This window comes from Halomonas saccharevitans (assembly GCF_032333995.1).
GTDB classification, from domain to species: Bacteria; Pseudomonadota; Gammaproteobacteria; order Pseudomonadales; family Halomonadaceae; genus Halomonas; species Halomonas saccharevitans.
Genome location: NZ_JAVXUR010000001.1, coordinates 531,633 through 556,473 on the forward strand (window position 1 = coordinate 531,633; position 24,841 = coordinate 556,473).

Sequence of the window (24,841 nt, forward strand, 5' to 3'; positions counted from 1 at the left end):
TATTGGCTGGTTGGCTGCTTGGCCCTCAGTCGTGCAGCCAAACAGGGGTGCCCGATACGGCGATCTCGAAAAGCGCCAGCAGGTCGTCATCGCGCACTCGAACGCAGCCGTGGGAGCGGGCCACGCCCATGGGCTCGCTCGGCGGGGTGCCGTGCAGATAGATGTAGCGCCGTTGGGAGTCGACGTTGCCGCCGCGGTTACGGCCCGGCTCCAGCCCACAGAGCCAGAGAATGCGCGTGAGGATCCAGTCGCGCCCCGGGTGCTCGGCCGCCAACGCCTCGGAATAAACCTCGCCAGTGGGGCGGCGCCCCCGGTAGACGCTGCCCGGCGGGTTGCCCGCCCCGATGGCGGCACGAACATAGTGCCAGCCCAGCGGCGTGGCACCGCTGCCCTCCTCCTCCCCGGTACCGTTGGCACCGGTAGACACATCGCACGTCCACTGCCGCTCGCGGCCTCGCCACACGCTCAGCCGCTGGGCGGCGGTATCGATCTCCAGCCAGGGCCCCGCCTCCGGCGGCAGCTCGGTGAGCACGGGCGTGCGCATCAGCCGGCCTCTTGCTGCGTGTGAAGGGACTCCGGCAGCGGCGCGTTCATGGCCGCCACCACCACCGGACGCATGCGACGCACCAGGTCGCGCACCCCCACGCGTTCCCCGTAATCCTGCTCGGCGATGTCACGCAGGGCATCGAGCCCCGAGAGCGTGAAGATCACCGTGCCCAGCATGAAGTGCAGGCGCCAGAAGCGCTCCGCGTCGGGCAACTCCGGCGTCGCCAGGCGCACCAGCTCCGTGAACCGGGAGAAGGCGCTGCCGTACTCCTCCTGGATATAGCGCCGCAGGTGGCCCTGGGCCTGGCTGTAGGCGAGCCCCAGCAGGCGCATGAAGACCTTCAAGCTGTTGCGCTCCGCCGGCACCTCCAGCACGCAGCGCGCCATGGTCTCGAGCAATTCCTCCAGGGGAATGACGCCGCCTTCATGGCGAGTCTCGAGCTCATCGAGCGCCGCGTGGAAGCGCACGGTGAAGGGATCGAGGTAGCGAGCGAACACCGCCTGGATCAGTGCCTTCTTGGACCCGAAGTGATAGTTCACCGCGGCCAGATTGACTTTGGCCTTGCTGGTGATGTTGCGCAGCGAGGTCTCGGCAAAGCCGCGCTCGGCGAACAGCACCTCGGCGGTATCGAGGATGCGCGTGACGGTGTCGGGCTGCTGGGCCATCGGAGGCTCCACGTGATTAGAAACATTTGTTTGAATGTGGCAGGAGTCTATGACAGACAATGGGATGGCTCAATGCCACCAACGTCATGGCGTTTGAAACGCTACCGAGCGCCGAGCAGGATGGTGCTCGCCCCCCATCTATGGCAACAAGAAAAACCTCCAGCAGAGAAATCTGCTGGAGGTTTTTCTTGGCTGCTAGTCTGCTTGGCTGCTTATCGCTTTTACTGGATGGAAAGACATGCTGTATACTTGACCAGACGCGACGATGGCATCGTCCCCAACGGTTACCGACCCCGGAGGTCCCATGAGCCGCTCCCTTACCGCTCGGCAACAGAACGTGCTCGATTTCATCGTCAAGACCATGAACGAGCTGGGCTATCCGCCGACCCGGGCGGAGATCTCCCGAGCCCTGGGGTTCAAGTCGGCCAACGCCGCCGAGGAGCACCTGCGCGCCCTGGAGCGCAAGGGCGCGATCCGGGTGATCCGCGGCACCTCCCGCGGCATTCGCCTGCCGGCCCAGGAGCCTGAATCCCTCGGTGAGCAGCCCCCGGAGGAGCCCAGCCAGGGCCTGCCGATCATCGGTGAGGTGGCCGCCGGCAGTCCGATTCTCGCCGCCGAGCATATCGACCGCTACTGCCCGCTGCCGCCGGAGTATTTCACCCCCCGCGCCGACTACCTGCTGCGCGTTCGCGGCCTCTCGATGAAGGATGTCGGTATCCTCGAGGGAGATCTGCTGGCGGTGCACCGCACCGAGCGCATCCGCGACGGCCAGATCGTGGTCGCTCGCCTGGAGGACGAGGTCACCGTCAAGCGCTTCCATCGCCAGGGGCATGTGGTCACCCTCGAGGCCGAGAATCCGGACTTCGCCCCCATCGAGGTCGACCTGCGCCATGACCCGCTGGAGATCGAGGGCGTCGGCGTCGGCGTCATCCGTGGCGGCAACGGCCAGGCGCTGGGCTAGCCCTGAAGCGGGCTGCGCTCGGCCATACTGCGTTAAAAATCAGCTTAAAATGCTCATTTACTGACTTGTAGACTCCGCTTTTTCGCTGGTTTTTGCCTTGTCTGGCCTTCGCTCGACTCGCTTCAGAACATGCCGTCTTGATCGCATGAGCCAACTTCGCAAGATTCTCCACGCCGACTGCGACTGCTTCTATGCGGCGGTGGAGATGCGTGACGACCCGAGCCTGCGTGACATCCCCCTGGCCATCGGCGGCTCTCGGGAGCGGCGCGGGGTAATCGCCACCTGCAACTACCCGGCCCGGGCATTCGGCATCCACTCGGCGATGCCGACCGCCCGGGCGCTGCGCCTCTGCCCCCACCTCACCCTGCTGCCCGGCCACTTCGAGAAGTATCGCGAGGTCTCGGCGCAGATCCAGGCGGTCTTTCACGAGCTCACCCCGCTGGTCGAGCCGCTGTCGCTGGACGAGGCCTTCCTGGACGTCACCGACGTCGAGGGCTTTCGCGGCAGCGCCACCTGGATGGCACGCTGGATCAAGGAGGAGTGCTACCGACGCACCGGTATCACGATCTCGGTCGGCGCGGCCTCCTCGAAGTTTCTAGCCAAGATCGCCAGCGACTGGGAGAAGCCCGACGGCCTGACGGTGATCCCGCCGGAGCGGGTCGATGCCTTCGTGCGCGAGCTGCCGGTGAAGAAACTCCACGGCGTGGGCCCGGCCACCGGGGCCAGGCTCGACGCCATGGGCATCACCACCTGCTCGCATCTGCGCGAGCTGCCCATCGAGCGGCTGATTGAGGAGTTCGGCAAGTTCGGCCGCCGGCTCTTCGAACTCGCCCGAGGCATCGACGACCGCCCGGTACGCGTCGAACGGGAACGCAAGTCGATCAGCGTGGAGACCACCTTCGACCGCGACCTTCCGGACCTGGCGAGCGCCAGCGCCGCCCTCGCCCCGCTTTGCGACAAGCTCCAGGGCCGCCTCGAGCGCCACGGCCATCCACCGCTCGCCGGGCTCTTCGTCAAGGTGCGCTTCGACGACTTCAGCCTGACCACCCTGGAGAGCCGCGGGCTGTCACCAGCGCCCGAAAGCTACACCCGACTGCTGGAACAGGCCTGGGCCAGAGCCAGTCGCCCCGTGCGCCTGCTCGGCGTCGGCGTTCGCCTGGTACCGGAACACGCGAGGCAGCAGCTGACGCTGCCGTTATAAGCGCCAAGCGGCCAAGCACCGAGAAGCAAGGATAATCCCCTCGGCGATTAACCATTGGCCGCTTACTTCGTATCGATATAGCGATGGTCGTTGAAGGTGGCGACCCAGCCGGGGTGGTAGACCAGCAGGATGCTCATCAGCATGCCGGTGATAAAGGCCTCGCTCGGCATCAGCAGCGGCAGGAAGCGGGCATACTCCAGCGCCTGGCGCAGCGCCTCGGCATCACTGGCCCCCACGGCCATCAGGCCTACCATGGCCAGGCCGGCGACCAGGGTGGCGAGCGCCGAGCCGAAGAAGCCGCAGACGAACAGGAAGACCATCAGGTTGTCGGGCAGGCGACGATCGACCAGTCGCCAGACGATGCCGGTCACCAGCGCCGGCACCACCCCGGTGACCAGCACGTTGACCCCGAGCAGCGGCCAGTCGATGCGCCCCAGCAGCACCATGGCGACGTTGATAGCGGTGATCGACAAGAGCGCCAGCGGCGCCTTGAAGATCAGCGTCAGCAGCGCGGTGAACATCAGGTGCAGGGTCAGCCAGTCCACGGCCTGGGCACGCAGCTGCCAGAACAGCATCACGATGACGGTCGCGGCCAGCCAGCGATGCTGCAGGGCGTTATCCTCGATCAGCGCCACCCAGGGCCGCCGGCTCAGCGCCAGGCCAACCACGGCCAGGGAGACCAGGCCGCAGAGCCACAGCAGCCAGGAGGCGAGTACCGGTTCGGCGATCGTCATCTCGACTCCCTCTTGTACGCGCAGTTATCCGGACCATTCGCCTCGCGAGTCACTTCACGAGTCACTTCACGAAATACCTCTCGATCGTCAGCCTAGCCGTCACGCGAAGACCACGGTCTTGTTGCCGTGAATGAGCACGCGATCCTGCAGGTGCCATCGCAGGCCGCGGGCCAGCACCGCCTTCTCCACGTCGCGGCCGAAGCGCACCAGATCCTCGGGCGTATGGCAGTGGCTGACCCGGTGGATGTCCTGCTCGATGATCGGTCCGGCATCGAGCTCCTCGGTGACGTAGTGGCAGGTGGCGCCGATCAGCTTCACCCCGCGCTGGTGCGCCTGGTGGTAGGGCCTGGCGCCGGCAAACGAGGGCAGGAAGCTGTGGTGGATGTTGATCATCCGGCCCCGGAAGCGATCGCAGAGCGCCGGCGGCATGATCTGCATGTAGCGGGCCAGCACCACGCAGTCGGCGCGCGCCTCATCGACCAGCCGCTGCACCTCGTCGAAAGCGACCTGCTTGTCGTCGGCCTTGACCGGTACGTGGTGGTAGGGGATGCCGTGCCATTCCACCAGGCCACGCATGTCCTCGTGATTGGAGATCACACCGGCGATGTCGCAATCGAGCTCACCCGCCGTCCAGCGGTAGAGCAGGTCCACCAGGCAGTGGGTCTCCCGCGACACCATCAGCACCACCCGACGCCGCTGGCGGGTGTCGTTGAGCGCCCAGGCCATCTCGAACTCCTCGGCGATCGGCGCAAACGCCTCGCGCAGCGCCTCCAGGGGCATCCCCACCGAGTCGGCGAGGATCTCGTAGCGCATGAAGAAACGGCCACCCTCCAGGTCGGAGTGCTGACTGGCCTCGGTGATCGAGCCGCCGTGGCCGGCGATGAAGCTGGAAACCCTGGCGACGATGCCCAGACGGTCGGGACAGGAAACTACCAGGCGGTAATAGTGTGACATCGAATGAACCCGAGTTGAGGCTGTAACAGGGAGCGACAGTGTAGCCAAAACAGGCGCTTCGGGCACGCCCCGGGCGGTGTCGTCGGAATGAAGAAAAAAGCGCCGACAAGGTGTGGACACCCTCATGAGCGCCCAGACATCGCGGCACTTACCCCAACACGCTTGCCCCAATGCTCCGGGGCGGTATGGTGTAGTCGCTCGAACCACACCGCTTCCCCAACATCCGACGAGGCACCGCAGGCGATGCTCAATACGAGAGCCTTATCTTACTTGAGCGAGGTGATCCGCCGCGGCTCACTGCGCAAGGCCGCTACCCATCTCGATATCGATGTGTCGGCCATCAGCCGTCAGATACGCCAGCTCGAGGAGCATCTCGACACACTGCTGCTGGAACGTCATGCCGGCGGCATCAAGGTAACCGAGGCGGGCCGCCTGCTCGTGGATCACTACCACAGCCAGCAGGCGGCGGAAGACGCCGTCATCTCCCGCTTGTCGGCCCTTCAGGGGCTGGTCAGCGGTCAGGTGCGTATCGCGGTGGGCGAAGGCTTCATCGCCGATCTGATCTCGGCGCCCCTGCAGTCGTTCATGAACGCCTACCCGGGCATCGAGCTCGACGTGGTGATGGCCGGCGTCAACGAGGCCATGGCGCTGGTCAAGGACCGCGAGGTGGAACTGGCCCTGCTCTATGCGCCCCCGATCGACCCGCAGCTGACCTGCCATATCGAGACGCGCCAGCCCCTGGATCTGATCGTGCCTGCCGATCATGAGCTGGCTCACTGCCGTCATCCTATGCGCTTTCAGGAGCTGGCCAAGTGGCCCGTTGGCCTGATGGACAACCCCTTCGGCATGCGCCAGATGGTCAACGCCGTGGCCCATCAAGAACGCGTCTTTCTCCACGCCCGCCTGCACACCAATTCGGTGGCCGTGCTCAAGAACTTTGTGCGCTGGGGAACCGGGATCACCTTCATGCCCGAGCTGACCGTGGCCGAGGAAATCCGGCAGGGCGATATCACCGTGCTCCCCATGGCCTACAGCGTGCTCAGCGATGCCCGCGCGCAGATCGTGAGCCTCACGGGACGTGAGCTTACGGTCGCCGCCAACGCCTGCCTGGACCACCTCTGCCGGGGTATGCGCTTCTTCAACGCCGACGCACCTCGTCTGCTGGACACCGAGTGTTGATATAAAAACAACACCTTCTGATTTGATAAGTCAACGCATCAACGCCTAACCTGCTTGGGTGTCGGCCGACAGGCCGGGATATCACCAACAACAACCCCGGAGTCCGAGCATGAAGAGTCCTCGAGCGTTTGCCCTTTCTTCCCTGACCGCGGCCCTGCTGGCAGCCGGAACACTCGCCGGCCAGGCCCATGCCGCCACGACCGTGAACCTGAGCTACAACGGCGCCCCCGACGCCGACAAGAACGCCGTACACGTCTTCGCCACCCACCTCAAGGAACTGGTCGAGGAGAAGACCGACGGCGAGCTCAAGCTCAAGCTCTATGCCAACAGCATGCTGGGCGAGGAGCAGGAGCGCATGGAGCAGACGATGAACAGTCCCAGCCTGAACATCGCCTCTTTCGCCGGCATGTCGCCGTTAGTTCCGGAAATATTCGTCAGCGCCATTCCCTTCCTCTTCGATGACTTTGATGCAGCACGCACCTTCTTCGACGAAGGCGAGTACTGGCAAGCTGTCGAAGGCGACCTGCGTGAGCGCGCCGGCGTCGAGCTGCTGGCTGTCGTCGAGGAAGGCGGGTTCCTGGCCTTCACCAACAACGAGAAGCCCATCTCCTCCCCCAGCGACTTCGAGGACCTACGCTTTCGCGCCATGGATCCCAGCCAGGTAGCGCTCTACGAGGCCTTCGGCGCATCCGGCACGCCGATTCCCTGGACCGAGGTCTACATGGCGCTGAAGACAGGCGTCGCCGATGGCCAGATGAATCCACCGATGTACATCATCCTCGGCAGCCTCTACGAAGTGCAGGACTACCTGACCCTGGCCAATATCCAGTACTCAGACCAGTTCCTGGTCGGCAACGGCGCCATGATCGACGGCTGGGAAGAGTCGATGCGCGAGGCCTTCATGAGCTCAGTGGACGAGGCCAACGAGATGGCACGCGAGCGCAACGAAAGCCGCGTCGACGAGCGCATCGCCTTTCTCGAGGAGCAGGGCATGGAGGTCATTCGCCCGTCCGAGGAGGAACTGGCGGCATTTCGCAAGCAGGGCCAGCCAGCTTACATCGAGTGGCTCGGTGAGCAGGACATAGATCCTGCCTACATCGACATGGCACTCGAAGACGCCGGAATGACGCACCTGGTCGAATAATCCACGCGGTCCGCCCTCGCGTCGTCCTGCAATTTGGGCAGGGGCCTTGCCCCTGCCCCATGACAGCCCATGGAACCTCTCCCTTATGGCGTTCTTGAATCCCCGTGTACTGGCCATCAGCCGGCACGCGTCCCTGACGGTGGCTAGTAGCCTGCTGCTGCTCGATCTGGCGGTGATCCTCTTCGGCGTATTCATGCGCTATCTAGTGGGAGGGGCGCCGATCTGGACGGATGAGCTGGCCCGCTTCCTGATCATCGGCAGCGTACTGCTCGGCGCCGGTGCGGTCTGGATAGAAGGCGGCCACATGCGCGTCGCCCTGATCGAGAGCCTGCTGCCTCCCCGGCTGTGTCGGATCCTTAATCTCTACCAGTGGCTCTTGACCCTAAGCCTGGCCGTCGCCGCCGCCATCGTCAGCTATCGCTACGCCCTGTCGGTCTCGATGTTCACCAGCCAGGGGCTGGGCATCAGCCGGACCTGGCCAATGCTCTCCCTGCCGATCGGCTTTGCCCTGCTGGCGTGGCATGCCCTGTGCCATGGCCCGGCCCCCCTGAAAACGCTCACGGACGATCCGACATGACCCTGACCATGCTGGCGGTGTTCCTCGCCCATGTCCTACTGGGCTTTCCGCTCTTTGTCTCCCTGCTCGTCACGGCGGTGGTGGGCTTTCTGTTCGTCGATCCTGCCATGATCGCGCGCATGATGCCCCAGCAGTTCTTCGGCGGTATCAATGCCTTCTCCCTGATGGCCATCCCGCTATTCATTCTCGCCGGCAACCTGATGAACGTAACGCGGCTCACGGACCGGCTCATGGCCTTCGCCAAGCTGCTGGTCGGCCATCTGCGCGGCGGCATGGGGCATGTCAACGTGGTCTCCAGCATCTTCTTCGCCGGGGTCAACGGCTCGGCGGTGGCCGATACCTCGGCCCTGGGCTCGCTGCTGGTGCCGCCCATGCGCAAGGAGGGCTACTCGACCGCCTTCGCCGCCGGGCTGACGGCCGGCAGCTCGCTGATCGGGCCGATCATCCCCCCCAGCATCTTCATGATCCTCTACGCCTCGCTGACCAACACTTCGGTGGGCGACCTGTTCCTCGCCGGCGTGGTTCCCGGCCTGCTGCTGGGCGTGGCGTTCATGACCATGAACGCCTGGTACGCCTGGCACAAGGGGCTCGAGAAGCGCGGCGGCCTGCCCTCGCCACGCGAGTTGGCGGTCACGGCACTGGGCGCGCTGCCTGCCTTGGTGGCCCCCTTCATCATCGTCTCAGGGATCGTCATGGGCTTCGTGACCCCCACGGAATCCGGCGCCCTGACGGCACTGTACGTCGCCCTGTGCGGCATGGCTCAGGGCAATCTGCGGATCCCCGAGTTCTGGAAGGCCATCGTCGACACCACAAGACTGACCTCAGCCATCTTCCTGATCATGGCCGCCTCGGCCACTATCAGCTGGCTGCTCTCCTATGCTCAGGTGCCCAACGAGTTCGTGGCGCTGCTGACGCCCTACATCGAGCAGCCGGTGGTGATCCTGCTGTTGCTGAGCCTGATCACCTTCATCACCGGGATGTTCATGGAGGAGGTCTCAGCGCTAATGCTGCTGACGCCGATCTTCTCGCCCGTGGCGATCATGGCCGGCATCGATCCGGTGCATCTCGGCATCATCATCACTCTGAACATCACCATCGCCCTGATCACTCCGCCCATGGGCGCTTGCGTCTTCGTGGCCGCCGCCGTGAGCCGCCTGGAGATCGTGTCGCTGTTTCGCACCATCTGGCCGTTCGTGGTCACGGCGATCCTGGTCCTGATCCTGCTGATCCTGTTTCCCTCTCTGACCCTCTGGCTACCGACCCAACTGGGTTGAGCCCATGGAGACTATCGTGAACCGCTCGCTGTCATCCCCCATCGACCATCACGCCGAGCCCGATTGGTCAGTGCTCAGTCGCATTCCCATCGCGGGAAGCGACGAGCCGCTGGTGCCCCTGAGCCTGGCACCCTCGCGCATCAAGACCTTCCCGATCTATGCCAAGCAGGACATTCCCGGCGCGATCGACGAATGCTACGTCCGCGAGGGGGTCTACCGCCGGCTCCTCGCCGTGGCTCGCTCGCTGCCCGCGGGCCTCGGACTGGTGGTGCTCGACGGCTGGCGCCCCTGGCGGGTGCAGCAGTACCTTTTCGATACCCTGCAGGAGGCCATCCGCTCGCATCACCCCACCCTCGACGACGAGGCGCTGATGGCGCGGACGCGGGAGTTCGTCTCCGTGCCCAGCTATGATGCGAGCGCGCCGAGTCCGCACCTCACCGGCGGCGCCGTGGACGTGACGCTGTGCGACGCCGACGGGCTGGCGCTGGACATGGGCACACAGTTCGATGAGGCCGTGCCGGCCTCGCACACCGCCGCCCTCGAATCACTCGACCGCCCCGATGCCCGCCAGCGAGAGACACGCGACAACCGACGCCGCCTTTATGGCGCCATGCGCGAGCAGGGCTTCACCAACCTGCCGAGCGAATGGTGGCACTTCGATGCCGGCGACCAGCTCTGGGCCCATTACAGCGGCCAGCCACGGGCGCTCTACGGCCCGACGGAGCTCGAGACCATCGAGAGTCGCTGGCAGCGCCAGTGGTAAACCACGCCGAGGGTTAATAACCAGAGGCTATTGGAAAAACGCTTTCTTATTCTTTAGTGTGAGCGCCATCCACGTCACGGCCCGTGACGGACCTTCTCATCAAGCAAATTGTCCAGGAGCCCTCACATGCTCAAGCGCGTTTCCCGCCCTACCCTGGCGATCCTCACCGCCGGCATGCTCGGCGCCACCGGCCTGGCCCAGGCCGACGACCACGCCATCAAGGTCGGCATGTCCGGCGGCTACTTCCCGTTCACCTTCGTCGAGCAGGACAAGCTCCAGGGCTTCGAGGTGGATGTGCTCACGGCCGTGGCCGAGGAAATGGGCGTGGAGGTCGAGTTCGTCACCGCGAACTTCTCGGGGCTGTTCGGCATGCTCGAGTCGGGGCGCATCGACACCATCGCGAACCAGATCACCATCACCGAGGAGCGCGAGGCCAAGTACGCCTTCACCGAGCCCTACGTCTATGACGGCGCCCAGGTGGTGGTGAAGGCCGGCAACGAGACGATTCAGGGCGTCGACGACCTGAAGGGCAAGACCGTCGCCGTCAACCTCGGCTCCAACTACGAGCAGCTGCTCAACGAGCTGCCCTACGCCGACGAGATCGAGATCCGCACCTACGAGAGCAACATCGAGCAGGACACCGCCCTGGGGCGCGTCGATGCCTTCGTGATGGACCGGGTCAGCGCCAGCCAGGTCATCAAGGAGAAGCCGCTGCCCCTGGCACTCGCCGGCCAGCCCTTCTCCGAGATCAAAAACGCCCTGCCCTTCCGCGACACCGAGGCGGATCGCGAACTGCGCGATCGAGTGGATGCCGCGCTCGCTACCCTGCGCGAGTCCGGCGAGCTGCGTGCGATCTCCGAGCAGTGGTTCGGCACCGACATCACCACCCCGTGAGGCGTTGAGCCGCTGACATGTCCGTGCTCGATCTCGACTACATGCTGGGGCTGGCGCCCATCCTGCTGCGCTACCTGCCGCTGACGCTGCAGATGGCCGCCGTGGGCATGGCGCTGGCCCTGATCCTGGCCTGCGCTCTGGCGGTAATCCGCGTGCTGCGCATCCCGGGGCTGAACGCTGCCACCCTGCTGTTCATCTCCTTCTTTCGCGGCACGCCGCTGCTGGTGCAGCTGTTCCTTTTCTACTATGGCCTGCCCCAGGTGCTGGCGTTCCTCACCCAGATCAACGGTGTGACCGCGACCATCATGGGCCTCACCCTGCACTTCTCGGCCTATATGGCGGAGTCCATCCGCGCCGCCATCGTCGGGGTCGACCGCAGCCAGACGGAGGCGGCGCTCTCCATCGGCATGACCAACGGCCAGCTGATGCGCCGCATCGTGCTGCCCCAGGCCACCCGGGTCGCGGTGCCCACGCTGATGAACTACTTCATCGACATGATCAAGGCGACCTCGCTGGCCTTCACCCTCGGGGTCACCGAGCTGATGGGCGCGACCCAGAAGGAGGCGGCCGGCAGCTTCCTCTACTTCGAGGCGTTCATCACCGTGGCGATCTTCTACTGGCTGATCGTCGAGCTGCTGGCCTGGGTCCAGCGGCGCATGGAAACCCGGCTCAACGAGGCATATCGCCGATGATCAAGGTAGCGGGACTCATCAAGCGTTTCGGCGGCCAGGCGGTGCTCGACGGCATCGATCTCGCCATCGAACAGGGCGAGATCGTCGTCATCATCGGCCCCTCGGGGACCGGTAAGTCGACGCTGCTGCGCTGCCTGAACTTCCTCGAGCGCCCCGACGCCGGCCAGCTGACCATCGGCGACCTGGAGGTGGACGTCACCCGGGCGACGCGCGCCGATATCCTGACGGCCCGGCGGCGCACCGCCTTCGTCTTCCAGAACTATGCGCTGTTCGCCAACAAGACGGCGCTCGAGAACATCGCCGAGGGGCTGATCGTCGTCAACCGCTGGCCCAAGGCTCGCGCCCACGCGCGAGCGCGGGAGATCCTCGAGCGTATCGGCCTCGCCGACAAGGCCGATGCCTACCCCGCCTCGCTCTCCGGCGGCCAGCAGCAGCGAGTCGGCATCGGCCGAGCCATGGCGGCCCAGGCCGAGGTCATCCTCTTCGACGAGCCGACCTCCTCGCTAGACCCGGAGTGGGTCGAGGAGGTGCTGGGCCTGATGAAGCAGCTCGCCGCCGAGCGCCAGACCATGCTGGTGGTCACCCACGAGATGAGCTTCGCCCGGGACGTGGCGGACCGGGTGATCTTCATGGAAGGGGGACGCATCGTCGAGCAGGGACCGCCCGACCAGCTCTTTGGCGCGCCCAAGGATCCCCGCACGCGGGACTTCCTGCGCCAGGTACTGGCCACCCAGGTCGCGCTAGACGTGCCGGAGTAGGCGTTATCCGGCCCCTGGCGGCCCTCGCCGGCCGGTCGGACGAAAACGTGGCGGACAGACCCGCGCCGGATGGCCGCGTTGTGAGGCGCGCCGGCCATCCCGTATAGTGTTCGTACACGTTTTCAGGCCCACCCTTGTCCGATGCTACAGCCCCGCGTTCAGATCCGTCCTCGCCGCCGTCCACCGCTGCATTTCCTGCCGCTGGGGGGCTGTGGCGAGATCGGCATGAATCTCAGCCTCTATGGCTTCGGTGAGAGGTCAGATGGCGGGAGGGGTGGCAAAAGAAGCGGCGAGGACGATTGGATCGCCGTGGACTGCGGCATGATGATCCGCCAGGACCTGCCGGACAATCCGCTCCAGGTCCCCGACCTCTCCACCCTCGAGCGGCTGTCGATCCGGCCCCGGGCGCTGATCATCACCCACGGTCACGAGGACCATATCGGCGCCGCCGCCTGGCTATGGCCGAAGTGGGGCTGTCCGATCCACGCCACGCCGCTGGCGGCGGGCCTGCTGCGGGCCAAGTTCGTCGAGCGCGGGCTCGCCACCGACGCCATCCAGGTGATCGAACCCGGCGAGGCGCTGGAGACCGGCCCCTTCACCCTGCGTTTACTGCCGCTGACTCACTCGATCCCCGAGAGCTGCGCGCTGCTGATCGCCGCGGGCGAACACCGAGTGCTGCACACCGGCGACTGGAAGCTCGATCCCGAGCCGTTGATCGGCCCGCCGATCTCGGCCGCCACCTTCCGCGCCATCGCCCCGGTGGACCTGGTGGTGGGCGACTCCACCAACGCCCCGCTGCCCGGCCATTCGCGAAGCGAGGGCGAGGTCGCCGAGGCCCTGACCCGCACCATCGATCAGTGCGAGGGCCGCGTGGTGGTCAGCTGCTTCGCCAGCAACCTGGCCCGGGTGCTGGCCATCGGCCGCGCGGCTCGGCGCTGCGGGCGTCGCGTCAGCCTGATGGGACGCTCCATGGAGCGCATGGTCGGGGTGGCCCGCCAGCTGGGCTACATGGATGACCTGCCGCCACTGGTCCCGGTCGCCGATCTCGGCTACCTGCCCCCCGAGGAGGTGCTGGTGATCGCCACCGGCAGTCAGGGCGAGCCCCGGGCGGCGCTTTCCCGCCTCTCGCGGGGGCGCCATCCCCACTTCGAGCTGATGACCGGTGACACCGTGATCTTCTCGGCCAAGGCGATTCCCGGCAACGAGCGGCTGATCGAGCGCCTGAAGGCCGGGCTCCGCCACTTCGGCGTCAGCCTCTTCGATGAAGATAATCACCCCGAGCTACACGCCTCGGGCCACCCGGCTCAGGAGGAGCTGCGAACCTTCTACGGCTGGGTGAAGCCGCGCCACCTGCTGCCGGTACACGGCGAGGCTCGCCACCAGCAGGCCCACCAGTCACTGGCGGCCTCGCTCGGCATTCAGGCCCCGCTGATGCCGACCAACGGCGACCTGATTCGCCTGGATGCCAACGGCCTCTCCCTCACGGCGCGCCATCCCCAGCAGCCGCATATCGTCAGTCAGGATGAGGTCGCCGCCCTCCCGGGCCTCGGTGGCGGCGACGGGGGGCATCGCTCGCGCCATGGCAGCCTTTACCTCGCCCTCTCGGTGGCCGCCACCGACTCGGGCTGGACGCGGATCGGCCGGCTGATGCTCGACTCGAGCCAGGCAAGCCCCATGGACGAGACCGATTTCGCCGACTGGCTGGACGACTGCCTGGACGGAATCGAGGTGGATTCCCTGGCGGAATTGCGTCTGGCGCTGCAGCCCCGCCTGCTCGGCTGGCTGGCCGATCATCTGCATCGCGTCCCCGAGGTCCACCTGCAGATCCTCGCCGTGGAGGCGGAGATGCCGGGAGAGTAAGGCCGGTTTATTGTGGGAGCGGTCGGTTGGAAACGCGTAGAAAGTCACCACCGCGCCTGGAGAAAAAGGCGCGGCGGAAAGGGGCTCACGACTTGCTGCCGTTCTTCGGCGGACGACCGCGCTTGCGGGTGGGCTGTTCGGTCACCAGATCATCCAGGGAAAGGCCGGCCTCGTTGATCTGCTCGCGAATCTCGGCGAGCTTCCTGGCCTTCTCGGCTTCCTCTTCCTGGCGCTGAACTTCCTCGTCCTTCTTCTGCTCGATGACCTCTCCGATGACCTCGGCCAGCTTGTGCAGCTGCTCCATGCTGAGCTGGCGTGCCGCGGCACGAGCCACGTTCTTGTTGCGGGCGATACGCTCCAGGGTTTCGCTGGACATTGGCGGTCTCCATGCCGAATGTTGGAAAGTGGCAACCATTAATGACACGTCAAAAGTATATGCACTGATACCACATTGGCAAGAAGTGTTGGAGCAAAGGCGAGGATCTAGCGGCGCGAAATGATCGTTAAACGACTCCCTCGGAAGACCGAAAATCCCAAGGACGCTTGGCCATTAACGGACGCAAAAAGCAGCGGGCGACACCGAAGTGTCGCCCGAAAATTCCCGCAGGCATCGCCCGACTGCACCCCAGGGCGCGTCAGCCGCCGGTCATGTTCATGAAGCGCACCACCTGGACGTCACCATCGGTGGTGAAGTGATGACGCTCGGGCTTCAATGGCATGGCCGCGACGATCGCCGACTTCACGGCCTCGATATCCCCCGGATAGCGACGCAGGACGGCGCGCAAATCCACGGAGTGTTCGTTGCCGAGGCACAGCAGCAGACGCCCCTCCACCGTGACGCGCACCCGATTGCAGGTATCGCAGAAGTTGTGGCTGTGGGGCGAGATGAAGCCGACCCGCGATTCGCTGTCGGGCATCATGAAGTAGCGGGACGGCCCGAGCGTCGATTCGGTAGTGGGAATCAGCTCATGGCGCGTCTGGATACGTTCCTGGACCTCATCGCTCGAGCAGAAGGTTTCGGCCCGGGAGTGGTCGGAAACATCGCCCAGCGGCATTTCCTCGATGAAGCTGATATCGAGCCCTTCGGCACGCGCGAAGTCGACCAGGTCGATCACTTCGTCGTCGTTGCGTCCCTTGAGGATCACCGCGTTGAGCTTGATACGCTCGAAACCAGCCTCTCGGGCGGCACGAATACCCGCGATGACCTTGTGCAGATCGCCGGTACGGGTCAGCCGACGGAAGCGCTCGGGGTCTAGCGAATCGAGGCTGATATTGAGTCGCTTCAGGCCCCCGTCGCGCAGGCGTCCGGCGAATTTCGGCAGGCTCGCGCCATTGGTGGTCATGGCGAAATCCTTGAGGCCGGGCAGCGCGCCGATATCATCGACCAGACGATCGATGTCGCGACGCACCAGGGGCTCGCCCCCGGTCAGGCGGATCTTCTCCACGCCCATCTCGGTGAAGGCGCGTGCCACCGTCGCCAGTTCCTCGAGGGTCAGCACCTGAGCCCGGGGGAGAAAGGTCATCTCCTCGCTCATGCAGTAGACGCAGCGAAAGTCACAGCGATCGGTGACCGAGATGCGCACGTAGCTCACCCGCCTGCCGAAATCGTCGATCAGCTCATCGGTCATTAAGAGTACTCCCAGCGACGGGCATCGTCATGATCACCGTCGCGTTCTGACACCCAGTAGTCCCCGCTGGCCGTGTGCTCCTTCTTCCAGAAGGGAGCGCGGGTCTTGAGATAGTCCATGATGAAGTCGCAGGCCTCGAAGGCGGCGCGTCGATGGGCGCTGGCGACCACTACCAACACGATAGGGTCCGCGGGGGCCAGGCGTCCAATCCGGTGAATCACGCTCACCCCCTGAAGCGACCAGCGACCCTCGGCTTCCTGCACGATCGCCTCGAGGGCGGCCTCGGTCATCCCCGGATAGTGCTCGAGGGTCAGCGCCTGCACCTCGGGGCGCTCGTTGAAGTCGCGCACCAGCCCCGTGAAGCTGACTACCGCTCCGATGTCGCTGCGACCGTCGAGGATGGCACGCTGCTCGGCGCCGACATCGAAGCTCTCCTGCTGCACGCGTATCATCGCTCAGCCTCCGGTGACCGGGGGAAAGAAGGCGACCTCGTCGTTCTCGGTCAACGGCGTGGCATCGCCGGCCATCACCTGATTGACGGCGCACAGCACGCGCCCCTGGTCGAGTCCCTCGAAGCACGGATCCTGCGACTTGAGCGCCGCCTTGAGACCCGCCACATCGGCACTTGGCAGGTCATGGAAGGGCACCGAGACGTCGCCGACCCCGAGGCGCTCGCGCAGCTCGGCCAGGCACTTGACCCGAATGCAGGGGCTGGCGATATCGCAGCGCACGCCCACCGAAACCTCGCCGGCGGCGCCCTCTCCGGTGACGATGGGCGCCGTGGCGGCCTCGATGACGGAGGCCGCGGTCGCCGGGGCCTCATGGCGCCGATAGTCGCCAGACTTGCCGCCGGTCTTGGCCTCCAGGTGGATGGCACCGATCTCCATGTCCTTGTCCACGGCCTTGCACATGTCGTAGAGCGTCAGGCAGGCCACGGAGACCGCGGTCAGGGCCTCCATCTCCACGCCGGTGCGGCCATTGAGGCGGCAGGTCGCGGTGACGTGGACGCAGGCGTTCGGCTCATCGAGCTCGAAATCGATGGCGACCTTGGACAGCGCCAGGGAGTGACAGAGGGGAATCAGCTCGTGGGTGCGCTTGGCGGCCTGGATGCCGGCGATGCGCGCCGTGGCCAGCACGTCGCCCTTGGGCAGCCCGCCCTCGGCGAGCAGCGCCAGGGTCGCGGGCCGCATGCGGATGAGTCCGGAGGCCGAGGCTTCCCGGCGACTCTCCGGCTTGTCGGCGACATCGACCATGTGGGCCTCGCCGCGGGCGTTGAGATGAGTCAGGGACGGGTTGGTCATGGGCTGGTCGGTCATGGACATGGGGAGTCGGCGCCTCAAGGCAATCGGTGAAGGGGTTGGATGCTCACCGCCTCGCCGGGGGCCGCGCCCTCCCGGTCGTCGGCGAGCTCGATCAGGCAGTTGGCCGCCACCATCGAGGAGAGGATGCCGGAGCCCTGAGCGCCGGTACTGCGCACGTGCAGGCGACCATCGTCGGCGGTATGAAAGATGCCACGCAGGAAGTCGGTACGGCCGAGGCGGCTCTTCAGGGCCTCGTCGGCAACGGCGGTGAGCCTAAGGGGGCCAACGGCCCCTCGCCCCTGCATCCGGGCCAGCAGCGGGGCCACGAACTGCAGGAAGGTGACCATCACCGCCACGGGATTACCCGGCAGCCCCAGGAAGGGCACGCCGCGCTCGCCCAGCAGACCGCAGGCCATGGGGCGCCCGGGGCGAATGGCGATGCGCCAGAACGCCAGGCGACCGACCGTCTCCAGCGCCGCCCGGGTGAAATCGGCATGACCCACCGAGACGCCGCCGCTGGTGATCACCATGTCGGCGTTTGCGGCGGCCTCGCCAAGCGCGGCCTCCATGGCCTCACGATCGTCGGGCAGGATACCGAGGTCTACCGGCTCGGCGCCCTGCTCAAGCAGCAGCCCCGCCAGGGTATGGCGATTGGCATCATAGATACCGGCGGGCGGCAGCGTCGCACCCGGGGCGGTGACCTCGTCACCGGTGGAGAACACGGCAACCCGCGGCCGACGCTGGACCCAGGCCTCGGCCAGGCCCAGCGAGGCCAGCAGCCCCAGCTCGGCGGCGCCCAGCCGCGTGCCGGCGGCAAGCGCCCGCTGGCCACGGGATATATCCTCCCCGGCCTGCCGCACGTGTTGGCCGCGGCGGACGCGCTCGGGACGGTCGATTACCACGGCCTCGCCCTGCTCTTCGTTGAACGGCTGAACATCGAGCGCCTCGATGAGCTGCTCACGCATGATCACGGTATCGGCCCCCGGCGGCAGCGGGGCGCCGGTGGTGATGCGCACGCACTCGCCGGCCGCCAGCGCCTCGCCGCGCTGCCCGCCGGCGAGCACCTCGCCGACCAGGCGCCACTCGCCGGGCCACGCGGGCTCACTGGGCCAGGCCAGGGCGATGCCGTCCATGGCGGCGTTGGTATTCTGCGGCACGTCGATGGGCGAGACGGCATCCTCGGCCAGCACGCGGCCGTGAAGATCGGATAGCTCGACCCGCTCGGCGGGCAGCGGCGCCTCGATCAGGGTCGCCAGGCGCTCGCCCGCCTCCGCCACCGTCAGCATCCGCTCGCCGAGATCGAAACAGGAGAGCGTCATGACAGCACCTCCTCGCGCGGACACTGGCAGGCCGGCCAGCGGGCGGGCCAGGCGGCAATCCAGTCGGCGAGCGCCTCGAGGTCGTTGAGGTCCAGCGCCTCGACGCCCTCGGGCAGCGCGAGCGACGCATCGCTCGCCACGGCCCGCACCCAAGGGTCCTCGGCGACCTGCAGCGGCTTGCCCACCTCGGGCCGATAGAGTTCCAGCTTGGGCAGCGGCCAGGCCTTGAAGCCCTCCACCAGCACCAGATCGGGACGCTGGGGGCGCACCATCTCGATGAGCGCGGCCAGGTCGGCCTCCTCGCGATCCGGGGTCTCCATCATCAGCGCCACCCGCGCCCGGGAGGCGACGACCATGGGCGAGGCACCGGCCTGGCGCAGGCGATGGCTATCCTTGCCGGGCTGGTCGACGTCGAAGGCGTGATGGGCATGCTTGATCACCGCCACGCCGAGACCGCGGCGCCGCAAGGCGGGCAGCAGCTGCTCCAGCAGGGTGGTCTTGCCGGTGCCGCTCCAGGCGGCAATGCCGAGCACCGGGAGATCGTCGTTGAAGGGCAGGCGTTCCGGCACGCGCTCGCTCATGGGTTCACTCTCGTCAACGGTCGCGTCGCCCGGGCCGCCTCGCCGAGGGCGCGCTCCAGGCGCTGTTTCTCGTCATCGGTATTGAGGTTGGCGAAGGCGTCGGGGCAGTCGCTGACGTCCACCCGACACCAGGCGTGGCGCGCGTACCAGCGGTCGATCTTGCGCTCGCCGTCGGCCAGGGCCGCGGCCAGGTCATCGGCCAGCGAGGTGCGGATCAGCGCCACCACCGGGTGCAGGCGCTCGCCATCGAAGGCCACGGCGATGTCGTGCTCGCCGTCATTCTCACCAATGCCGGCGACCAGGCGCGCGACCAGATCACCGGGCAGCGCCGGGGTGTCGCAGGGCACCACCACCAGCCAGGGGGTGGTCGCGGCACGCAGGCCCGAGTAGATGCCCATCAGCGGGCCCTGATAGCCACCCTCGGCGTCGGTCACCACGCGATCGGCCAGCGGCCGATAGCGCTCGACATTGCGGTTGGCGTTGATCAGCACCTCGGCGACGTGACCTGCCAGTCGCTCGTGGACATGGGCCACCAGCGGCCGCTCGGCGAAGGGCTCGAGCCCCTTGTCGCGACCGCCCATTCGGCGGCCCTGGCCGCCGGCCAGGATCATGCCGGTGAGCGCTTCTCGGGTGATCATGGGCTCTCCTGGCGAATCGATGGTATCAGTCTCCATGATGCCTTAGCCCGCTCACGGGTGCCATGCCGGGCAAGCCAGCAGGGCCGGTACCCTGATACGGGTCAAGTGCCCTCATCCGGGCCCCGACGGGGCGGCATGCCGTGTTGAAACGTTTCCTCGATCGCGGCGGCAAGCGCCCTGATGATCACGCCATGGGCCTATCTCGGGGAAATCACTCCTCCTCGGCGCGGGGCAGCACCCAGTTCAGCACGATGCCGACCAGCGCGGCGAGGCTGACGCCCTGCAGGGTGAACTGGCCGTTGCCGAACTGCATGCCGCCGATGCCGAAGACCAGCACCAAGGACACCACCACCAGATTACGCGGCGCGGTGAGCGGCTTGCCGGCCCGTACCAGGGTGTTCATGCCCACCACGGCGATGGAGCCGAACAGCAGCGTCATGATGCCGCCCATCACCGGCCCCGGGATGGTCTGCAGCAGCGCGCCAAGCTTGCCGACGAAGGCCAGCACGATGGCGATGCAGGCGGTGGTCACCATGATCCAGGGGTTGAAGGCACGGGTCAGGGTCACCGCACCGGTGACCTCGGAATAGGTGGTGTTGGGCGGCCCGCCGAAGATCGCCGCGGCGGCGGTGGCCAGGCCATCGCCCAGCAGGGTGCGATGCAGGCCGGGCTTCTCCAGGTAGTTCTTGCGGGTCACCGAGCCGATGGCGACCATGTCGCCGATGTGCTCCACCGCCGGGGCGATGGCCACCGGAATCATGAACAGGATCGCCGCCCAGTGAAAACTCGGCGCGGTAAACGACGGCAGCGCCAGCCAGGCCGCCTCATGCACCGGCGTGAAGTCCACCACGCCCATCAGCGTCGCCAGCGCGTAGCCGGTGAGGATGCCGCCCATGATCGGGATCAGCCGAATCAGGCCGCGCCCGAACACCGCCAGCACCAGCGTGACCAGAAGGCTCGCCATGGAGAGGAAGATGGCGGTGCCGTAACCGATGGCCTCACTGGTCTCGCCGGTGGCCATGTTCACCGCCACCGGCGCCAGCGCCAGGCCGATCACCATGATCACCGGCCCCACCACCACCGGCGGCAGCAGGCGATGCAGCCAGGCGGTGCCCTTGAGGCGCACGAACTGGGAGATCACCACGTAGACCAGGCCCGCGACCATCAGCCCGCCGAGGGTGGCGGGAATGCCGTAGTTGGCCACCGAACTCTGGATGGGCGCGATGAAGGCGAACGACGAGGCCAGAAAGACTGGCACGCTGACCCGCGTGACGCCGTGGAAGATCAGGGTGCCGATGCCCGCGGTGAACAGCGCCACGTTGGGATCGAGGCCGGTGAGCAGCGGCACCAGTACCAGGGCGCCGAAGGCGACGAAGAGCATCTGCGCCCCGGTCAGCAGGGTGCGAAGCGGGCTTTCGGTCGGCAGGGGCGAGGCCGCCGTCTGGTCATTCATGGTCGTGGACTCCATCAAATCCGGGGAGGGGCAGTCGAGCTGCGCGGCATTCTACCAGCCTCTCCACGGCTTGGGACCCCGCCTACCCTTGCCCCTGACCCTACCCCCGCCCCTCACGCTCGAGCCCCGCGAACTCCGGCGAGGCGGTCGCCAGATACTCCTGGAGTCGCGCCTCGGCCTGATCGTCGAAGAGGATGTCGCAGGCCTCGCGCAGGCCCGGGGAGCGCCGGATGGTGTGTTCTGGGACGACCAGCGAGATCTTCGAGCGGCGCCTCAGGAAGTCCTCGAGCCTGGTCACCATCTCGCGGCGCCTGGCCAGCTTGAGCTCACAGCGCAGGTATTCGGTGTGCTCGATGAGCACCTCCGCCTGGCGGGGGTCCTGGCGGATGTCTTCCAGCAGCTCGAGCGCCTGGGCGCCGTAGCGGCGCCACAGGCGGGTGCTCAGCGGCTCCGAAGCGCCCTCCCCGGTCATGGCATCCAGGTCCATCAGCCGCGCCTGGTGCATGAAGGCCTCGCGCACAGAGGCATCCGGCTCGCCGTACCAGCGAACGTCCGGATAGGGGATCTCGACGCCGAGCCGCGCCACCTCCTCGACGACCTCCTCGCCGACGTTGAGACAGTCGGTGAGCTTGCCGCCGAAGATGCTCAGGTGACCCATCTCGGCATCGATATCGATGGCGTGCTTGCGTGACAGGTTGAGGAAGTCCCGGTCGTCGCCGCCGCTGGGCTTCACCGCCAGCGGACGCACGCCGCAGCGGGTGGCGATGATGTCTGCCTTGCCCAGGGGCTTCTCCAGGGCGAGGCGGGTGTTGATGTTGTCGAGCACGAAGCGAATATCGTCCTCGGTGGCCCCGACCTCGGGCTTCTCGACCCGGGTATCGGTGGTGCCGATGCAGGTGCGCGGCCCCATGGGGATCACGAAGAACAGCCGGCCATCGTCGGCGAAGAAGGCCAGCACCCGCTTGCTGTCGGTCAGCCGCGGCACGATCAGATGGATGCCCTTGGAGAAGACATGCCGATGGTCGGTCTGCTGCCCCGAGAGGCTGTTGTGCTGATCGACCCAGGGCCCGGCGGCATTGATCAGCACCTTCGAGCGCACCTCGAAGGTGTGGCCGTCCATGCGATCACGCATCTGGGTGACCCATAGATCGCCCTCGCGCCGTGCGCCCATCGACTCGACGTAGTTGGCCGCCACGGTGCCGAAATCCAGCGCCCCGCGCACGAAGTTGAAGACGAAGCGGGCATCGTTGTCGTGCAGGTAGGCATCGGAATATTCGAAGCCGCCCTGCGCCTGCTCGGTGTCGATGATCGGCTCCCGCGCCTTGATGCCGCCGGGTCGCAGGAAGTTCGGCCGCCGGGTGAAGGCGCTGCCCATCAGCCAGTAGAGCCAGGTGCCGGCCCAGGGGTAGAGGGGATGATGGCGAAAGCCCTTGTTGATCGTGGTCAGGAAGCGAATCTCCTGCACCGTGGAGGGGTAGCTCTCGATCAGGTGGTTGCGGCTCTTGCAGAGCTTGCGCACCAGCGCGAAGTCGCCGCTCTCCATGTACTTGATGCCCCCCCATACCAGGTTGGAGGAGTGCATGCTGGTGCTGCCGGCGAAGTCGCCGCGGTCGATCAGCGCCACCCGAGCGCCCTTGCCGCTAAGCGCGGCGGCGGCGGCGGCGCCGTTGATGCCGGCGCCGACGATCAGCGCATCGAAGACCCGCTCGGGAAGCTTGCTGAGGTTGTTCTCTCTGAGTTGCATGTCTGGCCCTTTTTTCGAAGCACCGGGTGTCGAAACACCTCGTATCGAAGCGAAAGGCCCCGCTCGGCGCGCACCGAGCGGGGCCTCAGGTCCCGTTCAGGCAACCGGTCACACGTTCTGACTCGGCGCCGGGTGAGCCCGGCGCCAGGCTGAGCGGGTCAGGCGACCCGCATGCCGATCATTCGCGCGAGCCGGCGGCCATCCACTCCTCCATCATCTGGTCGTAGGGCACGGTGGTGCCTTGGGGCATCTCGTTGTCCAGCTCGGCCTTGGGCGATCCGGGCTGGGAAAGCCAGTACTCGGGATCACGCTCCTCGTTGAGGTTGGGGGAATAGGTCGCGAAGACCTTGGCCCTCGCCAGGCGCGCCATGATGCTGTCGAGGTCCGCGGCCAGGTTGTCGAGGCCCTCCTGGGGCGAGATGTCGCCGCTGACCGCCGGCGCCAAGTTCTGCCACCACAGCGGCGCCATGCGCGGATAGTCCGGCACGTTGGTGGAGGACGGCGTCCAGTTCGACTCGTTGGGGCTGCGATAGAACTCGACCAGGCCACCGAGCTTGGGTGCCATCTCGGTCATCTGCTCGGAGAAGATGTCGGATTCGCGGATCGGCGTGAGGCCCGCCATCAGCTTCTCGAGCGACACCGTCTTGGCGGTGGTGAACTGGGCGAACAGCCAGGCCGCGGTGCGGCGATCCTCGGGGGTGGAGTCGAAGAAGGTCCAGGAGCCCACGTCCTGATAGCCGACCTTCGAGCCCTCCTCCCAATAGGGGCCGGTGGGTGACGGCGCCATGCGCCACTTGGGATTGCCCTCCTCGTCGGTGACCGGCAGGGCAGGATCGGTCATGTCCGCAGTGAAGGCGGTGTACCAGAACATCTGCTGGGCGATCTGGCCCTGGGCCGGCACCGGCCCCGCCTCGCCGAAGGTCATGCCGCTGGCCTCGGGCGGCGCGTACTGCTCGAGCCAGTCGACCATCTTGGTCACGGCAAAGACCGAGGCCGGGGAGTTGGTGGCCCCGCCGCGGCTGACGCTCGCCCCCACCGGCTCGCTCTGCTCATTGACGCGGATGCCCCAGTCGTCGACCGGGTTGCCAAACGGCACGCCGGTACTCCCCATGCCGGCCATGGAGAGCCAGGAGTCGTGGAAGCGCCAGCCCAGCGACGGATCGCGGCGACCGTAATCCATGTGGCCATAGACCTTGGTGCCGTCGATCTCACCGACGTGCTCGGTGAAGAACTCGGCGATGTCCTGATAGGCCGTCCAGTTGGTCGGCACGCCCAGGTCGTAGCCATAAAGCTCGCGGAACTGGTCCTGCAGGTCCTCGCGCTGGAACCAGTCATAGCGGAACCAGTAGAGGTTGGCGAACTGCTGGTCGGGCAGCTGGTAAAGGCTGCCATCGGGCCCGGTGCCGTACTGCAGGCCGATGAAGTCGTCGAGATCCAGGGTCGGCAACGTATAGTCGGCCCACTCGTTCTCCATGGCGTTGGAGAGGTTGACGGTCGTGCCGTAACGGATATGGGTACCGATGGCGTCGGAGTCGTTGACGTAGCCATCGTAGATGTTGCGACCCGACTGCATCTGGGTCTGCATGTTGTTGACCACATCCCCCTCACCGATGATGTTGTGGGTCACCTCGATGCCGGTGAGCTCGCTGAAGGCCTCGGCCAGCACATCACGCTCGTAGATGTGCGTGGTCAGGCCCTCCGCCACGGTGTTGATCTCCATGCCGCGGAAGGGCTCGGCCGCCTTGGCGAACCACAGCAGTTCCTCGATCTGCTGATCGCGAGACAGCGTCGAATCCTGGAAATGCTCATCGATCAGCCGTTTGGCGATCGCCCGGGCATCGTGGTTGTCGGCGTGCAGGGAGGCGCTGGCCAGCATGATGCTGGCCGCCACCAGTGAGCGTCGTATTGTTATTGCTGTCATGTTGACCTCGTTGGTTGTGGTCATGCGTCCATGAACCTTGGTTTCCATATCAC

25 protein-coding genes are annotated in these 24,841 nt (G+C 66.3%); 11 read left to right on the top strand and 14 right to left on the bottom strand.

Features of this window, described 5'->3' with window-relative positions; translation table 11 throughout:
* Nucleotides 1-25: 25 nt before the first annotated feature.
* Nucleotides 26-544: a L,D-transpeptidase gene (locus RSO68_RS02470; protein ID WP_315585313.1), complete on the bottom strand. Its 519-nt coding sequence runs from the start codon at nt 542-544 to the stop codon at nt 26-28.
* Nucleotides 544-1,212: a TetR/AcrR family transcriptional regulator gene (locus RSO68_RS02475; RefSeq protein WP_315585314.1), complete on the bottom strand. Its 669-nt coding sequence runs from the start codon at nt 1,210-1,212 to the stop codon at nt 544-546. The genes RSO68_RS02470 and RSO68_RS02475 overlap by 1 nt, the downstream gene beginning before the upstream one ends.
* 304 nt (nt 1,213-1,516) lie before the next feature.
* On the opposite strand from RSO68_RS02475, the gene lexA reads away from it, so the two are divergent.
* On the top strand, nt 1,517-2,173 hold the full coding sequence (lexA, locus tag RSO68_RS02480) for a transcriptional repressor LexA (protein ID WP_315585315.1): 657 nt from the start codon (nt 1,517-1,519) through the stop codon (nt 2,171-2,173).
* A gap of 145 nt (nt 2,174-2,318) precedes the next feature.
* Nucleotides 2,319-3,374: a DNA polymerase IV gene (gene dinB, locus RSO68_RS02485; protein ID WP_315585316.1), complete on the top strand. Its 1,056-nt coding sequence runs from the start codon at nt 2,319-2,321 to the stop codon at nt 3,372-3,374.
* 62 nt (nt 3,375-3,436) lie between these two features.
* Here the strand turns inward: dinB and RSO68_RS02490 are convergent, their stop codons facing one another.
* Both RSO68_RS02490 and purU read right to left on the bottom strand, forming a co-directional pair.
* Nucleotides 3,437-4,108 (bottom strand): energy-coupling factor ABC transporter permease, encoded by a 672-nt coding sequence (locus tag RSO68_RS02490; protein ID WP_315585317.1) that lies wholly within the window; start codon nt 4,106-4,108, stop codon nt 3,437-3,439.
* A 99-nt stretch (nt 4,109-4,207) separates the two neighbouring features.
* Nucleotides 4,208-5,062: a formyltetrahydrofolate deformylase gene (gene purU / locus RSO68_RS02495; RefSeq protein WP_315585318.1), complete on the bottom strand. Its 855-nt coding sequence runs from the start codon at nt 5,060-5,062 to the stop codon at nt 4,208-4,210.
* A 279-nt stretch (nt 5,063-5,341) separates the two neighbouring features.
* Here purU and RSO68_RS02500 point away from each other — a divergent pair, with 279 nt between their 5' ends.
* The 9 genes from RSO68_RS02500 to RSO68_RS02540 all read left to right on the top strand — a co-directional run bounded on the left by RSO68_RS02500 (nt 5,342) and on the right by RSO68_RS02540 (nt 14,203).
* Nucleotides 5,342-6,241: a LysR family transcriptional regulator gene (locus tag RSO68_RS02500; protein ID WP_390882383.1), complete on the top strand. Its 900-nt coding sequence runs from the start codon at nt 5,342-5,344 to the stop codon at nt 6,239-6,241.
* A gap of 109 nt (nt 6,242-6,350) precedes the next feature.
* On the top strand, nt 6,351-7,385 hold the full coding sequence (gene dctP / locus RSO68_RS02505) for a TRAP transporter substrate-binding protein DctP (protein ID WP_315585320.1): 1,035 nt from the start codon (nt 6,351-6,353) through the stop codon (nt 7,383-7,385).
* A gap of 85 nt (nt 7,386-7,470) precedes the next feature.
* Nucleotides 7,471-7,962: a TRAP transporter small permease gene (locus RSO68_RS02510; protein WP_315585321.1), complete on the top strand. Its 492-nt coding sequence runs from the start codon at nt 7,471-7,473 to the stop codon at nt 7,960-7,962.
* Nucleotides 7,959-9,236, top strand: coding sequence for a TRAP transporter large permease (locus RSO68_RS02515; RefSeq protein ID WP_315585322.1), 1,278 nt, complete (start codon nt 7,959-7,961; stop codon nt 9,234-9,236). Before RSO68_RS02510 ends, RSO68_RS02515 begins: the two co-directional genes overlap by 4 nt.
* Nucleotides 9,237-9,252: 16 nt before the next feature.
* The gene (locus RSO68_RS02520) at nt 9,253-9,999 is read left to right on the top strand and encodes a M15 family metallopeptidase (protein ID WP_315585323.1); all 747 of its coding nucleotides are present in this window, start codon (nt 9,253-9,255) and stop codon (nt 9,997-9,999) included.
* Nucleotides 10,000-10,173: 174 nt separating this feature from the next.
* A complete protein-coding gene (locus RSO68_RS02525; RefSeq protein WP_315585736.1) occupies nt 10,174-10,893 on the top strand; it encodes an amino acid ABC transporter substrate-binding protein in 720 nt (239 codons plus the stop codon).
* A 17-nt stretch (nt 10,894-10,910) separates the two neighbouring features.
* Nucleotides 10,911-11,585 carry an amino acid ABC transporter permease gene (locus tag RSO68_RS02530; protein ID WP_315585324.1) on the top strand — a complete coding sequence of 225 codons (675 nt, stop codon included), beginning with the start codon at nt 10,911-10,913 and terminating at the stop codon, nt 11,583-11,585.
* The gene (locus RSO68_RS02535) at nt 11,582-12,343 is read left to right on the top strand and encodes an amino acid ABC transporter ATP-binding protein (protein ID WP_315585325.1); all 762 of its coding nucleotides are present in this window, start codon (nt 11,582-11,584) and stop codon (nt 12,341-12,343) included. The genes RSO68_RS02530 and RSO68_RS02535 overlap by 4 nt, the downstream gene beginning before the upstream one ends.
* Before the next feature lie 225 nt (nt 12,344-12,568).
* Nucleotides 12,569-14,203, top strand: a complete 1,635-nt coding sequence (locus tag RSO68_RS02540; RefSeq protein WP_390882375.1) for a ribonuclease J — start codon at nt 12,569-12,571, stop codon at nt 14,201-14,203.
* An 85-nt stretch (nt 14,204-14,288) separates the two neighbouring features.
* Here RSO68_RS02540 and RSO68_RS02545 read toward each other — a convergent pair whose 3' ends face one another.
* From RSO68_RS02545 to RSO68_RS02590, 10 genes are all read right to left on the bottom strand, one after another.
* Nucleotides 14,289-14,579: an H-NS family histone-like protein gene (locus tag RSO68_RS02545; protein ID WP_089850534.1), complete on the bottom strand. Its 291-nt coding sequence runs from the start codon at nt 14,577-14,579 to the stop codon at nt 14,289-14,291.
* A 259-nt stretch (nt 14,580-14,838) separates the two neighbouring features.
* On the bottom strand, nt 14,839-15,831 hold the full coding sequence (moaA, locus tag RSO68_RS02550; protein WP_089850536.1) for a GTP 3',8-cyclase MoaA: 993 nt from the start codon (nt 15,829-15,831) through the stop codon (nt 14,839-14,841).
* Nucleotides 15,831-16,283, bottom strand: a complete 453-nt coding sequence (gene moaE / locus RSO68_RS02555) for a molybdopterin synthase catalytic subunit MoaE (RefSeq protein ID WP_315585327.1) — start codon at nt 16,281-16,283, stop codon at nt 15,831-15,833. The genes moaA and moaE overlap by 1 nt, the downstream gene beginning before the upstream one ends.
* A gap of 3 nt (nt 16,284-16,286) precedes the next feature.
* The gene (moaC, locus tag RSO68_RS02560) at nt 16,287-17,153 is read right to left on the bottom strand and encodes a cyclic pyranopterin monophosphate synthase MoaC (RefSeq protein WP_315585328.1); all 867 of its coding nucleotides are present in this window, start codon (nt 17,151-17,153) and stop codon (nt 16,287-16,289) included.
* 14 nt (nt 17,154-17,167) lie between these two features.
* Nucleotides 17,168-18,451 carry a molybdopterin molybdotransferase MoeA gene (gene moeA / locus RSO68_RS02565; protein ID WP_315585329.1) on the bottom strand — a complete coding sequence of 428 codons (1,284 nt, stop codon included), beginning with the start codon at nt 18,449-18,451 and terminating at the stop codon, nt 17,168-17,170.
* Nucleotides 18,448-19,032, bottom strand: a complete 585-nt coding sequence (gene mobB / locus RSO68_RS02570; RefSeq protein WP_315585330.1) for a molybdopterin-guanine dinucleotide biosynthesis protein B — start codon at nt 19,030-19,032, stop codon at nt 18,448-18,450. Before mobB ends, moeA begins: the two co-directional genes overlap by 4 nt.
* Nucleotides 19,029-19,670: a molybdenum cofactor guanylyltransferase MobA gene (gene mobA / locus RSO68_RS02575; protein WP_315585331.1), complete on the bottom strand. Its 642-nt coding sequence runs from the start codon at nt 19,668-19,670 to the stop codon at nt 19,029-19,031. The genes mobB and mobA overlap by 4 nt, the downstream gene beginning before the upstream one ends.
* Before the next feature lie 211 nt (nt 19,671-19,881).
* Nucleotides 19,882-21,123, bottom strand: a complete 1,242-nt coding sequence (locus RSO68_RS02580) for a uracil-xanthine permease family protein (protein WP_089850546.1) — start codon at nt 21,121-21,123, stop codon at nt 19,882-19,884.
* A 100-nt stretch (nt 21,124-21,223) separates the two neighbouring features.
* Nucleotides 21,224-22,867 carry a glycerol-3-phosphate dehydrogenase/oxidase gene (locus tag RSO68_RS02585; protein WP_315585332.1) on the bottom strand — a complete coding sequence of 548 codons (1,644 nt, stop codon included), beginning with the start codon at nt 22,865-22,867 and terminating at the stop codon, nt 21,224-21,226.
* Between the two features lie 178 nt (nt 22,868-23,045).
* Nucleotides 23,046-24,812: an ABC transporter substrate-binding protein gene (locus tag RSO68_RS02590; RefSeq protein WP_315585333.1), complete on the bottom strand. Its 1,767-nt coding sequence runs from the start codon at nt 24,810-24,812 to the stop codon at nt 23,046-23,048.
* Nucleotides 24,813-24,841: the final 29 nt, after the last annotated feature.

Excerpts from the sequence above, each read along its gene's own strand:
- RSO68_RS02470 (WP_315585313.1), bottom strand. The coding sequence starts at position 544 with ATGCGCACGCCCGTGCTCACCGAGCTGCCGCCGGAGGCGGGGCCCTGG.
- RSO68_RS02475 (WP_315585314.1), bottom strand. The coding sequence starts at position 1,212 with ATGGCCCAGCAGCCCGACACCGTCACGCGCATCCTCGATACCGCCGAG.
- lexA (WP_315585315.1), top strand. The coding sequence starts at position 1,517 with ATGAGCCGCTCCCTTACCGCTCGGCAACAGAACGTGCTCGATTTCATC.
- dinB (WP_315585316.1), top strand. The coding sequence starts at position 2,319 with ATGAGCCAACTTCGCAAGATTCTCCACGCCGACTGCGACTGCTTCTAT.
- RSO68_RS02490 (WP_315585317.1), bottom strand. The coding sequence starts at position 4,108 with ATGACGATCGCCGAACCGGTACTCGCCTCCTGGCTGCTGTGGCTCTGC.
- purU (WP_315585318.1), bottom strand. The coding sequence starts at position 5,062 with ATGTCACACTATTACCGCCTGGTAGTTTCCTGTCCCGACCGTCTGGGC.
- dctP (WP_315585320.1), top strand. The coding sequence starts at position 6,351 with ATGAAGAGTCCTCGAGCGTTTGCCCTTTCTTCCCTGACCGCGGCCCTG.
- RSO68_RS02510 (WP_315585321.1), top strand. The coding sequence starts at position 7,471 with ATGGCGTTCTTGAATCCCCGTGTACTGGCCATCAGCCGGCACGCGTCC.
- RSO68_RS02515 (WP_315585322.1), top strand. The coding sequence starts at position 7,959 with ATGACCCTGACCATGCTGGCGGTGTTCCTCGCCCATGTCCTACTGGGC.
- RSO68_RS02525 (WP_315585736.1), top strand. The coding sequence starts at position 10,174 with ATGCTCGGCGCCACCGGCCTGGCCCAGGCCGACGACCACGCCATCAAG.
- RSO68_RS02530 (WP_315585324.1), top strand. The coding sequence starts at position 10,911 with ATGTCCGTGCTCGATCTCGACTACATGCTGGGGCTGGCGCCCATCCTG.
- RSO68_RS02535 (WP_315585325.1), top strand. The coding sequence starts at position 11,582 with ATGATCAAGGTAGCGGGACTCATCAAGCGTTTCGGCGGCCAGGCGGTG.
- RSO68_RS02540 (WP_390882375.1), top strand. The coding sequence starts at position 12,569 with ATGAATCTCAGCCTCTATGGCTTCGGTGAGAGGTCAGATGGCGGGAGG.
- RSO68_RS02545 (WP_089850534.1), bottom strand. The coding sequence starts at position 14,579 with ATGTCCAGCGAAACCCTGGAGCGTATCGCCCGCAACAAGAACGTGGCT.
- moaA (WP_089850536.1), bottom strand. The coding sequence starts at position 15,831 with ATGACCGATGAGCTGATCGACGATTTCGGCAGGCGGGTGAGCTACGTG.
- moaE (WP_315585327.1), bottom strand. The coding sequence starts at position 16,283 with ATGATACGCGTGCAGCAGGAGAGCTTCGATGTCGGCGCCGAGCAGCGT.
- moaC (WP_315585328.1), bottom strand. The coding sequence starts at position 17,153 with ATGTCCATGACCGACCAGCCCATGACCAACCCGTCCCTGACTCATCTC.
- moeA (WP_315585329.1), bottom strand. The coding sequence starts at position 18,451 with ATGACGCTCTCCTGTTTCGATCTCGGCGAGCGGATGCTGACGGTGGCG.
- mobB (WP_315585330.1), bottom strand. The coding sequence starts at position 19,032 with ATGAGCGAGCGCGTGCCGGAACGCCTGCCCTTCAACGACGATCTCCCG.
- mobA (WP_315585331.1), bottom strand. The coding sequence starts at position 19,670 with ATGATCACCCGAGAAGCGCTCACCGGCATGATCCTGGCCGGCGGCCAG.
- RSO68_RS02580 (WP_089850546.1), bottom strand. The coding sequence starts at position 21,123 with ATGAATGACCAGACGGCGGCCTCGCCCCTGCCGACCGAAAGCCCGCTT.
- RSO68_RS02585 (WP_315585332.1), bottom strand. The coding sequence starts at position 22,867 with ATGCAACTCAGAGAGAACAACCTCAGCAAGCTTCCCGAGCGGGTCTTC.
- RSO68_RS02590 (WP_315585333.1), bottom strand. The coding sequence starts at position 24,812 with ATGACCACAACCAACGAGGTCAACATGACAGCAATAACAATACGACGC.